We start from the raw sequence: 12,401 nt of genomic DNA on the forward strand, positions 1-12,401 counted from the left end.
TTGTATCCTCCACTAATTAAATGATTACTTCACCGCATTGATTAATGGTAAAAAAAGAATAGAGGAATATTAATGACTTTATCAAAACTTTATCAAAGCTTTATAAAATTACTATCTAGTCATTACGAACACATTAACTTCCTCTTGTACGATTAATAAAAAGAGGGAGGAATTTTTATGGTGAATATCAGGTTACGCAAAAACGAAACTTTTATAATAAGTAAACCAGGTGAAAGAGGATGACCGAAACCAGAAATGTACCTATCAGAAAAATAATTATTTTTGCACTTACTTATTGTCTTATTTTTGCAATTCGTTTCTTCCAGCATCTGTATACGGTCGAAGTAAGGTCAGCCATGACACTCATGTTATATACCGTGCTTTTTATCGCAGGAATCTTTTTATTTCGCCAGCATCTGGCTGATAGTTGGCAACTTCTGAAGAAATCCATTTCTCGTAGCTTATTGTTACTGATTGGCTTCTACTTCATTTTCATCTTATTTTCTGTTTTGGCTTACTACTTGTTACCTATCGGTGATGCAACCAATGATCAAAATGTTTATCAGATCGCAATGGCATTTCCTACAATTCTCATTCTCGCTATTCTAGGTATTATGGGGCCGATAGTAGAAGAATTTGTATACCGGCATTTGCTGATCTACAGATTATCAAGTCGTATACCCGTATGGGGTTGTGTGTTGCTATCAAGCATTTTGTTTGGATTACTGCATATGCACAGTTTCTCTGACCTCACAAACATCGTGCCTTATTTAACAATTAGCCTTATACTTGGCACATTGTACGTCGTTTCTAAATACAACTTGCTTGTTCCAATTATTTTTCATACATTTAACAATCTAAGCGCCTTGATCCCACTAGTCCTGTATACGTAAAATGACATTTTAGTTTAAATCAAGCAGTAAAATCTACACCAGAGGAGGCCTGACGTTGAATAAGAAAGTCTTAATAATTGAGGATGAGACTGAACTAGCAGATATAATTAGGGATTATCTCAAGAAGGATAACTTTGAAGTTATCATCTGCAACTCAGGGAATGAAGCGTTAACCATTTTCAATAAAGTGCAGCCTGATATTATTTTGCTAGATTTAATGTTGCCAGGAATTGATGGGCTAGAAATTTTGAGGAATATTCGGCTACAGTCTACACTGCCTGTCATTATTATCAGTGCAAAGGAAACAGAACTAGATCGTATCTTAGGGTTAGGATTAGGTGCGGATGATTACGTGGTGAAGCCGTTTTCTATAAAGGAACTTGTAGCAAGGGTAAAAGCCCAACTAAGAAGAGCAACGACATTTACAAACTTACAAACTGATGAAAAGTCAATCTTAAAATTTTGCGATATACAAGTAAATAGGATATCCAGAGTAGTCAAAAAATCCGGAGTTGAAATTCAATTTACCGCAAAAGAGTTTGATATCCTTTCATTCCTGTTGTCCCATCCAAATCAAGTTTTTTCAAAACAGCATCTGTATGATCAAGTATGGGGATTTGATGAATACGGGGACTTAAACACTGTGGTTATCCATATTCAAAAAATTAGAGATAAACTCGCGTTGGCAAATTGCATCGTCACTGTTCGTAGTGTAGGTTATCGGTTTAACGGTGATTTACAATGAAACGAGGATTAATATCGACATTAAAATCTATTCTCATCCTGCTCATAATTTCGCCTTTGCTTATGGGCCTATTACTGGTGGGATTTAGTTCGTCAAGAGAACAATTACTTTTCATTATTTCTATAAGCCTCTTTTTTGCTATTCCTTATATTCTTGTAACAATGGTGCTAACCCGTTTTATAAAAATAAGAGTGGTTAAGCCTTTAGAGGAATTAACACAAGTATCGAACGAAATTCTTTCAGGAAACCTCGATTTCCCCATTAATTATGATCGAAATGATGAGATTGGTAGATTTGCTACTCATTTTGAAAAAATGCGATTGAGTTTAAAGAAAAACAAGGCGGAACAAATGGTCTTTGAACAAAAACGTAGACAGTTTATCACAAACATTACCCATGATTTAAAGACACCCTTAGCCTCTATCAGTGGTTATGTTGAGGGGTTAGGAGATGGGATGGCTGTTGACGAAGAAGACTTTCAAAAATACCTAAAAGTGATTGATAAAAAAGTGAAAGAACTGGATACTTTGATTGGTCAATTAAAGGTATTCAATGAATCCGAGGGAGATCAGCTACCTACAAAGGGTGAAGTGCTCTATGCAAAGGACCTTCTAGAAGATTTATACGAAACGTGTGGGGTGGATGTAGCCTTACAGGGAATACCTTGTGTTTTGATCAATGAAATAGAGAATGATTGTCGAATTAAAGTGGATAAGGACCATATGCAAAGGGTGGTTAGTAATTTAGTCAATAACGCTACCAGGTATGCAATGAATACATTTGAAATGAAAGGCTGGAATAATCATCAAACGATTTACATTTCGGTTGCAAATGATGGACATCACTTGCAACCGGAAGAGTTATCTAAACTATTTGATAGATATTATTCTGGTGAATATAGAAATGGAAACCCTAAAGGACATCTAGGGATTGGGTTGAGTATATCAAAGAATCTAGTTCATTTAATGCAAGGTGAAATAAAAGCTTCTATAAATAAGAATAGATTTATCATAACGATTGAATTGCCGATTTATGATGAAGGAATTTAAAAAGAATTACAACTCTTTATATATCATATTGCTGAAGAAAATAATTACAGTATCTTGTCTTTATAAAGTACCTTGTTCACATCATGTCTTACTGTTTTATGACCGGCTGTAGTTCCTTTACCAATCGCTATAAGCAAAACGTCTAAATACCTTTCAGATATATTTAAAGTCGCCTTTAATTGTTTAGAATCATAACCTGACATAGTGATTGTTTCAAAACCAGCTTCATTTGCTAATAAAATTAAGGACATTGAAGCAAGACTTACATCTCTAGTTAATTCTAACTTTAAATCTTCAGCTGATTTATTTGCATAGTAATTAATTGCAGCGTTCGCTAGGTGGTCCCTTAATGATTCATCAAAATAGCCTGCTTGAAAGCCCTCCTCATGTATCTTAATGATACTATCCTTATCAAAAGCTTGATAATCACCAAGAATGACAATACGGTATCAACAATATTAATTCTACTTGTCACTTCTCAACTATTTGTTGAGTATTGTCTTTTCTACTTGAAAACCAAATAAACTTCCACATAGCTTAGCACTAATTTTCACCCTAACTATTGATTAGAAAACCTTCTCAATCTATGAGATAATAGGAGAACTAACGTTTTTTCCTTATCAGTGAAAGAGGTCTTGTCATGAAACCAGTAATTTTAGCCGAAAAGCCAAGCCAAGCGAAGGCATACGCAGACGCTTTTTCTGTACGGCGACATGAAGGCTATTTAGAGTTATTGCCCTCCCCTATTTTTTCTGAAGGTGCATATATTACATGGGGAATCGGCCATCTTGTCGAACTAAAAGAACCTAAAGAGTACGATCCGAAATGGGCCAAGTGGTCGCTTGCCAGTTTGCCAATATTGCCGGAACGCTATGAGTTTCAGGTCGCAAAGGATAAAACCAAGCAGTTCGCCATTGTAAAAAAGCTGATTAAAGCTACTGATACTGTCATTAATGCTTGTGATGTGGACCGTGAAGGATCGAATATCTTCTATAGTATTTATTATCAAACAGGCGCCAAAAACCAAACGATAAAGCGGCTTTGGATTAATTCGCTGGAAGTCGATGAAGTGCGCAAAGGATTCGCGAATTTACAAGACAATCGCAAAGATCTTCTGATGTATGAGGAGGCGAAAGCCCGACAAATTAGTGACTGGCTTGTCGGGATGAATGGTTCTCGGCTCTATTCCCTTCTGTTGCAAGCACGCGGCATTCGAGATGTGTTTTCAATCGGACGTGTGCAATCGCCGACTGTTTACCTTATTTATCAGCGGCAAATAGAAATTGAAGCATTCGTTTCTGAACCATTTTATGAAATCGAAGCGACGTTTACTGCCGCAAACGGGACATATAAAGGTAAGGCCAAAGCAAAGGATTCGAAAAGAGAAATTATCCGGGACCTTCTCGCAAAACATAATATCCATCCGAAATCACCTGGTGTAGTTACTTCGGTAGAAACGGTCGATAAACGGACGCCGCCTCCACAGCTACATGCACTGTCTACACTACAGGCAACGGCAAACCGCCTATGGAAAATAAGTCCTGCGAATGTATTGAAGACAATGCAAGGGCTCTATGAAAAGAAGCTCGTGACGTATCCAAGGACGGATTCCAGGTATATCACACCAAGTGAATTCACCTATCTCGCTGGACAAGTAACCGAGTATCAGCAGCTTATCGGTCATACTTTCCCTGTCGCATCACTCGCTCCGAAAAAGCGCTATGTCGACAGTTCAAAAGTACAGGAGCATTATGCAATCATTCCAACGAAGAAAATTCCTTCACAAGGGGTACTTGCTGGGCTCTCGACCATCGAGCGTAACTTATATGAAGAAGTTGTCCGCACCACACTCGCTATGTTCCATACTGATTATCTGTACACTGAAACGAAAGTGACGACAGAAGTCAACAAGCTCCCATTCTTCACAATCGGGAAGACGGAACGCGATAAGGGCTGGAAAGCATTGTTCATCCGTTCGGCGAAAGAAAATGACAAAGACAAGGACGAGCCAACGCTACCGCCACTTGTGATGCACGAACCTGTGGAAAGTGATATCGGCATTAAAGAAGGCAAAACGATGCCGCCGAAACCGTATACAGAAGGCCAACTTATCGCGATGATGAAAACATGCGGAAAACTTGTCGAGGATAAAAAAGAGACCGATATTTTAAAAGAAATTGAAGGACTCGGTACAGAAGCTACCCGAAGTGGAATCATCGAAACGATCAAACGGCATGCTTATATCGACGTAACAAAAAACATCGTTTCCATTACGGATAAAGGGCGCATTCTCTGCCAAGCAATCGAAGGGAATCTTCTCGCAAGCCCGTCCATGACTGCTAAATGGGAAGCGTATTTACGAAAGATCGGCAATGGTGAAGGAACACAGGAACGTTTTCTCGGCAGCATTGCGAAGTTCATCAACAGCTTATTGGAAGAAGTACCGGGCCAATTAAACGCCAAGCCCATTGATGCAAAACTAGCCGCCAATGTAGTGAGCAAGATGCCTCAACGGACCTCCTATCAACAAGTCGAAGTCGCTCCATGCCCTGCTTGTAAAGAAGGTATGATTATTGCACGCAAAGAATTCTACGGTTGCAGTGCCTACGCAAGTGGTTGCAAGCAGACTTTTCCTGCTGTCTTTTTGAAAAAAAAGCTCACGCCTACTCAAGTTAAACTTCTCTGCACGAAAGGAAAAACGAATGTTATAAAAGGTTTCGTCTCCAATTCTGATAAGAAGTTTGATGCGAGCTTAACGCTCGTTAACGGGAAAATAAATATTGAGTTTTAATTTCACACAAAAAAGTCACCTCCTTTTTAAATCAAGGAAGTGACTTTTTGTGTTGAATTAATCTATCATATTGTAATCGCTTATCGTTTACTTTCTTTTTCAGTTAAAAATGTAATAATAACAAACAATGCAAAGCTAATGAGTAAAATTGTTCCACCAACGATGTACAGAATAAGTGACAGTGTTTCATTCACCCCAAACGGTCGCATGAATTGTAGCCACATACCTGACGTCAGACCGATTGCTCCGATAATTCCCGTCCATCCATGAATCGCAATCAGTTTTTTTGCTCGGACTTTGTAAATTCGATAGAAGACGCCCCAAGCAAATAGAGACAACCAACCAACTAATAAAATGTGCGCGTGAATTGGACGGAATGCAGGTGATCCTGCTCCGGCCATATGTGAACCTAATACTGTACCGATCAAACCAAAAATTGCTGCTATACGAATCAATCGTAGACTCCATTTTGCTTCCATATTTAATTCCTCCTGTAATGTTAATGTTATACCCATATCTTAAACATCCTATATGAACGCAAGATGAACAGGACATTACAACTTCGGAAACACCACAGTAAAAGTCGTACCCTGCCCTTTACGACTAACAGCGTTAATTGTTCCACCATGCAGTTTAACAACCTGCATGACGATCGATAAGCCAAGTCCTGTTCCGCCTGTTTCCTGTGTTCTCGAGTCATCTGCTCGGTAAAAACGGTCAAAAATGCGCTCAAGTCCCTCTTCATCAATGCCAATTCCATTGTCTTGGATAAGAACTGTAACATGATCCGGCTGTTCGGTTAACACGACTTCAATCGCACCGCCAATCTCTGTATACTTTAGTGCATTCGATAGCAGGTTTTCCCAAACTTTCTCAAGAAATGCAGGGTCTCCGGTGAAACGAACTTCTTCAAGATCCATTTCTAACGTCATTTCTTTCACTTCAAGCAACCATCTAAACTTGCGGACCGTCTCCTTCAACTGCATGTCCAAGTCAAAGGTCTTCTTTTCGAGTGGGGATGATAACTGATCGAGTGATGTGAGAAGCAGCAACTGTTTCGTCAATGAAGACAATCGTTCCGTTTCGGATTGGATAACGTTAGCATAACTTTTCCGTGAATCTTCCGTGAGTTTATCGTCCAACAACAGCTCTGCATATCCTTTTATATTAAGCAACGGTGACTGGAAATCATGCGACACATCGCTTATGAATTCTTTGCGTATCCGATCATTTTCACTAAGTTTCCTCGTCATCAGCTGAAAGCTTTTCGCCAGTTGCCCAATTTCATCTTTTCGATTAATATCGAGCGTTCCAGAGAACTGTTCTTCGCCAACTTTTTTCGTCGCGGCAGTTAACTCTGTAATGGGATCAATCAACATTTTAGCCACAATCAGCATCGCCAGCAAACTGATAATTGCCATGATCAGCACCATCCCACCAAGGATATAGTGCACTTCCGTAAAGAGCATCTTAATGTCTGGGCGTAGAAAAAGGGCGTATGTTTCCCCACTATATTCAAAGGGCACCCCCACGGTGTTTGCTAATTCATTCGAGAAAAATCCGGTTACGAACGTTTCGCCTGGGAGATCTCTCATCCCGTGATACACGTCACCATTCAATACCTGTTCTACAACGTTGTTTGAAAGATTTTCTACCCGAAATGCTTCCCCATACATCGTGGCTTCTTGGTTTTCATTGACAACGTAGAGCTTATACCCGACCGCAGACTGCGTTTCAAGGTAATTTACCAGATCTAATTCCTTATCCGATTCAATGAATGACGCAATGCTTTTCGCAATGCTCATATTCTTCTCGTCGTTTTGCCCTTTCAGCTGTTGATGGTAATATGTATTGACCGCTAGAAATGCAATCAGCGCACTTGCTATCATGATAACGGTTGTCATCGCGATAAATTTTCCGTACAGCGATCTCATGATGGTGACACTTCAAGCTTATACCCAACACCTCGCACTGTTAAGATGGTCACTTCCCCTGTCAGCTTCACCAATTTGTCTCGAATTCGCTTGATATGAACGTTTAACGTCTGTTCATCGCCCTCATAGTCATAACCCCATACCCGTTCAATTAGTATTTCCCTTGTAAATACATGATTTGACCGTGATGCCAAAACCGAAAGTAATTCAAACTCCTTTAACGGCAGAAGAAGCACTTTCTTGCCAACAGAGACTTCATAGCTCTGCCGATTTATTTTCATCGGTCCAGCTTGAATGAACACATCAACTGCTTTATCGTATCTGCGCAAAATTGCATTTATCCGAAATAACAATTCTCTCGGCTCGAACGGTTTTACAACATAATCATCGGAACCCGCAAGGAACCCTTTTTCCTTATCTTCTAGCTCCCCTTTGGCCGTCAGCAATAAAACCGATATATCCGCCTCTGCCCTAAGCTTCTTCGTCAACTTATAGCCGTCCATTCTTGGCATCATCACGTCCACGACTGCCAAATCAGGTAAGTCCTTTTCCAATAACTCCAGCGCCTCAAAACCATCCGATGCTTTCATAACTGTATACCCGGCCTGTGTCAGCTGAATGCTCACAAGCTCCAAAATATTAGGATCATCGTCTACCACCAATATCTTCATCATGTTACGCGCCTCCTCTTTCTACCGGATGGCCTACGCCATTCCGCATTTAACAAACCTGACAGCAAAATAATAACCGCCGTCAAATAAAACCAAATAACAAGTAGGATAATACCCGACAATTGTCCATATAAGCGAGTATAGTCAACGTTCGAAACATAGCTCCCAAACACAAGTGAAAATAACTGCCAACCAATAGCAGAAAAGAGTGCTCCCGGAAGTGCTTCTTTAAACTTCATCTTACCTGTTGGCACCACTTTATAAAACAATAAGAAGAATAGAAACAGAAATAACGTTCCCAAACCCCATTTAACATTCGGCCAAATATAAAACCAACCTTGCCATTCCTCAATCGTATCGTAATAAGTCACAACTCTATATAAAGCCTTTTCGATAATTGGAAGAAACAATGATAACGGAATGACTAACATAAAAAGAAGCGTTACTCCAAGATCACGTATCAGTACTTTCCAATATGCATAGCGACGTACATAGCCATTCGCCAGGTCAAGTGAACGCGCAAGCGACTGTACAGCCATGGAAGTAATCCAGAACGCTGCTACAAGGCTTGCATATAGCACCTTCCCATGCCCTTTATTGAGAACCGCACGAACATTTTCCTCTATTACAGTAAACGCTTCATCAGGCGTGAAAGGCCTGAGAAATGTCAAAAGCATCTCTTCATCAACGGGAAACAAACTGAGTAAGGAAAGGATGAAAAGAAAAAATGGAAACATGGACAATAAAAGATAGTATGCAGTCTGTGCTGCCTGATCAAAAAAGCGTTCATTAAAAAAACGAACCACTACATTTTTAATAATTGTCATTTGCAACCCCCTCTACTTCAATATACCCTATTCTAAAGAATGCCATAGGATAACTATAAAGGGATATAGAATATTTATAGAGGTGAATTGTATTAAGTTATTGGTTGAGAGTAGGTGCCTCGGACCGATCAGATAATCCTGGTAACGATCATATCCCATTGCAAACCAATCACATAATCATGGTAACGATCATAACCCATTGCTAACCAATCACATAACACTGGTAACGATCATATCCCATTGCTAACCAATCACATAACACTGGCAACGATCAGATCCCATCGCTAACCAATCACATAACACTGGCAACGATCAGATCCCATCGCTAACCGATCACATAACACTGGCAACGATCAGATCCCATCGCTAACCAATCATATAACACTGGTAACGATCATATCCCATTGCTAATCAATCACATATCTCATCCCTAACCAATTATATAACCAGTAGGATTAATTCCAAATGCAGATTTCCGACAATAAAGAACCATTCCTTTTTCCGACCACATACCCATAAACTCTCCAAATAGTTAACATTAAAAATAAACACAAAAAAAACCACTACCTATAAGGTAATGGTCTTTCAATGAGACCGGCGGCGTCCTACTCTCGCAGGGGGAAACCCCCAACTACCATCGGCGCTGAAGAGCTTAACTTCCGTGTTCGGGATGGGAACGGGTGTGACCTCTTCGCAATCGTCACCAGACTCTTTGAGCTTGTTCGCTCAAAACTGAATAAAACAGACATTGTGCTACACAGAATCAGGGTAATCAAGCCCTTTTCAAAATTGGTTAAGTCCTCGATCGATTAGTATCCGTCAGCTCCACACGTCGCCGTGCTTCCACCCCAGACCTATCAACCTCATCTTCTTTGAGGGATCTTACTTACTTGCGTAATGGGAAATCTCATCTCGAGGGGGGCTTCATGCTTAGATGCTTTCAGCATTTATCCCGTCCATACATAGCTACCCAGCGATGCCTTTGGCAAGACAACTGGTACACCAGAGGTATGTCCATCCCGGTCCTCTCGTACTAAGGACAGCTCCTCTCAAATTTCCTGCGCCCGCGACGGATAGGGACCGAACTGTCTCACGACGTTCTGAACCCAGCTCGCGTACCGCTTTAATGGGCGAACAGCCCAACCCTTGGGACCGACTACAGCCCCAGGATGCGATGAGCCGACATCGAGGTGCCAAACCTCCCCGTCGATGTGGACTCTTGGGGGAGATAAGCCTGTTATCCCCGGGGTAGCTTTTATCCGTTGAGCGATGGCCCTTCCATGCGGAACCACCGGATCACTAAGCCCGTCTTTCGACCCTGCTCGACTTGTAGGTCTCGCAGTCAAGCTCCCTTATGCCTTTGCACTCTACGAATGATGTCCAACCATTCTGAGGGAACCTTTGGGCGCCTCCGTTACTCTTTAGGAGGCGACCGCCCCAGTCAAACTGCCCGCCTGACACTGTCTCCTGCCCCGATAAGGGGCATGGGTTAGAAGTCCAATACAGCCAGGGTAGTATCCCACCAACGCCTCATCCGAAGCTAGCGCTCCGGAATCCAAGGCTCCTACCTATCCTGTACAGGCTGCACCGGAATTCAATATCAGGTTACAGTAAAGCTCCACGGGGTCTTTCCGTCCTGTCGCGGGTAACCTGCATCTTCACAGGTATTATAATTTCACCGAGTCTCTCGTTGAGACAGTGCCCAGATCGTTACGCCTTTCGTGCGGGTCGGAACTTACCCGACAAGGAATTTCGCTACCTTAGGACCGTTATAGTTACGGCCGCCGTTTACTGGGGCTTCAATTCGAAGCTTCGCTTGCGCTGACCTCTCCTCTTAACCTTCCAGCACCGGGCAGGCGTCAGCCCCTATACTTCACCTTGCGGTTTTGCAGAGACCTGTGTTTTTGCTAAACAGTCGCCTGGGCCTATTCACTGCGGCTCTCTCGGGCTTTAACACCCTACCAGAGCACCCCTTCTCCCGAAGTTACGGGGTCATTTTGCCGAGTTCCTTAACGAGAGTTCTCTCGATCACCTTAGGATTCTCTCCTCGCCTACCTGTGTCGGTTTGCGGTACAGGCACCTCCCGCCTCGCTAGAGGCTTTTCTTGGCAGCGTGAAATCAGGGACTCAGGGATAAATCCCCTTGCTGTAACAGCTCAATGTTATAGGAACGGGATTTGCCTCATTCCACACCTCACTGCTTAGACGCGCATAACCAACAGCGCGCTCACCCTATCCTACTGCGTCACCCCATTGCTCAAACGGCGGGGAGGTGGTACAGGAATATCAACCTGTTGTCCATCGTCTACGCCTTTCGGCCTCAACTTAGGTCCTGACTAACCCTGAGCGGACGAGCCTTCCTCAGGAAACCTTGGGCATTCGGTGGAAGGGATTCTCACCCTTCTTTCGCTACTCATACCGGCATTCTCACTTCCAAGCGCTCCACCAGTCCTTACGGTCTAGCTTCGACGCCCTTGGAACGCTCTCCTACCACTGACATCTAAGATGTCAATCCACAGTTTCGGTGATTCGTTTAGCCCCGGTACATTTTCGGCGCAGCGCCACTCGACCAGTGAGCTATTACGCACTCTTTAAATGATGGCTGCTTCTAAGCCAACATCCTGGTTGTCTGGGCAACGCCACATCCTTTTCCACTTAACGAATACTTGGGGACCTTAACTGGTGGTCTGGGCTGTTTCCCTCTCGACTACGGATCTTATCACCCGCAGTCTGACTCCCAAACATAAATCATCGGCATTCGGAGTTTGTCTGAATTCGGTAACCCGGGATGGGCCCCTAGTCCAAACAGTGCTCTACCTCCGAGATTCTTAAGTTTGAGGCTAGCCCTAAAGCTATTTCGGAGAGAACCAGCTATCTCCAGGTTCGATTGGAATTTCACCGCTACCCACACCTCATCCCCGCACTTTTCAACGTACGTGGGTTCGGGCCTCCAGTAAGTGTTACCTTACCTTCACCCTGGACATGGGTAGATCACCTGGTTTCGGGTCTACGACCCCATACTCTATCGCCCTATTCAGACTCGCTTTCGCTGCGGCTCCGCATTCACTGCTTAACCTTGCATGGAATCGTAACTCGCCGGTTCATTCTACAAAAGGCACGCCATCACCCATTAACGGGCTCTGACAACTTGTAGGCACATGGTTTCAGGATCTATTTCACTCCCCTTCCGGGGTGCTTTTCACCTTTCCCTCACGGTACTGGTTCACTATCGGTCACTAGGGAGTATTTAGCCTTGGGAGATGGTCCTCCCGGATTCCGACGGAATTTCACGTGTTCCGCCGTACTCAGGATACACTCTGGAGAGAATGGACTTTCAACTACGGGGCTTTTACCCGCTACGGCGGACCTTTCCAGGTCGCTTCGTCTAATCCATTCCTTTGTAACTCCGTATAGAGTGTCCTACAACCCCAAGAAGCAAGCTTCTTGGTTTGGGCTCTTCCCGTTTCGCTCGCCGCTACTCAGGGAATCGAT

At 42.7% G+C, this 12,401-nt stretch carries 8 protein-coding genes and 2 rRNA genes (1 of these 10 cut by a window edge); 4 read left to right on the forward strand and 6 right to left on the reverse strand.

Annotation, left to right across the window (positions count from 1 at the left end):
* Positions 1-239 precede the first annotated feature (239 nt).
* The 4 genes from ACGLYD_RS18570 (at position 240) to topB (ending at position 5,478) form a co-directional block, all read left to right on the forward strand.
* Complete coding sequence (locus tag ACGLYD_RS18570) at positions 240-893, forward strand: lysostaphin resistance A-like protein (RefSeq protein ID WP_399629837.1); 654 nt, start codon at positions 240-242, stop codon at positions 891-893.
* Positions 894-948: 55 nt separating this feature from the next.
* Positions 949-1,638, forward strand: a complete 690-nt coding sequence (locus ACGLYD_RS18575; protein ID WP_399629840.1) for a response regulator transcription factor — start codon at positions 949-951, stop codon at positions 1,636-1,638.
* Entirely contained in the window at positions 1,635-2,687 is a 1,053-nt protein-coding gene (locus tag ACGLYD_RS18580) for an ATP-binding protein (protein ID WP_399629843.1), read from the forward strand. Before ACGLYD_RS18575 ends, ACGLYD_RS18580 begins: the two co-directional genes overlap by 4 nt.
* A gap of 640 nt (positions 2,688-3,327) precedes the next feature.
* A complete protein-coding gene (topB, locus tag ACGLYD_RS18585; RefSeq protein ID WP_338654522.1) occupies positions 3,328-5,478 on the forward strand; it encodes a DNA topoisomerase III in 2,151 nt (716 codons plus the stop codon).
* An 80-nt stretch (positions 5,479-5,558) separates the two neighbouring features.
* On the opposite strand, the gene ACGLYD_RS18590 is transcribed toward topB, so the two are convergent.
* From ACGLYD_RS18590 to ACGLYD_RS18615, 6 genes are all read right to left on the reverse strand, one after another.
* Entirely contained in the window at positions 5,559-5,957 is a 399-nt protein-coding gene (locus ACGLYD_RS18590) for a hypothetical protein (protein WP_067213709.1), read from the reverse strand.
* 75 nt (positions 5,958-6,032) lie between these two features.
* Positions 6,033-7,412: an ATP-binding protein gene (locus ACGLYD_RS18595; protein WP_399629846.1), complete on the reverse strand. Its 1,380-nt coding sequence runs from the start codon at positions 7,410-7,412 to the stop codon at positions 6,033-6,035.
* A complete protein-coding gene (locus tag ACGLYD_RS18600) occupies positions 7,409-8,083 on the reverse strand; it encodes a response regulator transcription factor (RefSeq protein WP_399633310.1) in 675 nt (224 codons plus the stop codon). Before ACGLYD_RS18600 ends, ACGLYD_RS18595 begins: the two co-directional genes overlap by 4 nt.
* Complete coding sequence (locus ACGLYD_RS18605) at positions 8,083-8,910, reverse strand: YihY/virulence factor BrkB family protein (RefSeq protein WP_399629849.1); 828 nt, start codon at positions 8,908-8,910, stop codon at positions 8,083-8,085. The genes ACGLYD_RS18600 and ACGLYD_RS18605 overlap by 1 nt, the downstream gene beginning before the upstream one ends.
* 592 nt (positions 8,911-9,502) lie before the next feature.
* A 5S ribosomal RNA gene (rrf, locus tag ACGLYD_RS18610) occupies positions 9,503-9,618 on the reverse strand.
* Between the two features lie 81 nt (positions 9,619-9,699).
* Positions 9,700-12,401, reverse strand: a 23S ribosomal RNA gene (locus ACGLYD_RS18615); it runs 230 nt beyond the window's last position.

The organism is Sporosarcina sp. SG10008, from assembly GCF_044569405.1.
Lineage (GTDB): Bacteria > Bacillota > Bacilli > Bacillales_A > Planococcaceae > Sporosarcina > Sporosarcina psychrophila.

Excerpts from the sequence above, each read along its gene's own strand:
- ACGLYD_RS18595 (WP_399629846.1), bottom strand. The coding sequence starts at position 7,412 with ATGAGATCGCTGTACGGAAAATTTATCGCGATGACAACCGTTATCATG.
- ACGLYD_RS18570 (WP_399629837.1), top strand. The coding sequence starts at position 240 with ATGACCGAAACCAGAAATGTACCTATCAGAAAAATAATTATTTTTGCA.
- ACGLYD_RS18600 (WP_399633310.1), bottom strand. The coding sequence starts at position 8,083 with ATGAAGATATTGGTGGTAGACGATGATCCTAATATTTTGGAGCTTGTG.
- topB (WP_338654522.1), top strand. The coding sequence starts at position 3,328 with ATGAAACCAGTAATTTTAGCCGAAAAGCCAAGCCAAGCGAAGGCATAC.
- ACGLYD_RS18580 (WP_399629843.1), top strand. The coding sequence starts at position 1,635 with ATGAAACGAGGATTAATATCGACATTAAAATCTATTCTCATCCTGCTC.
- ACGLYD_RS18590 (WP_067213709.1), bottom strand. The coding sequence starts at position 5,957 with ATGGAAGCAAAATGGAGTCTACGATTGATTCGTATAGCAGCAATTTTT.
- ACGLYD_RS18605 (WP_399629849.1), bottom strand. The coding sequence starts at position 8,910 with ATGACAATTATTAAAAATGTAGTGGTTCGTTTTTTTAATGAACGCTTT.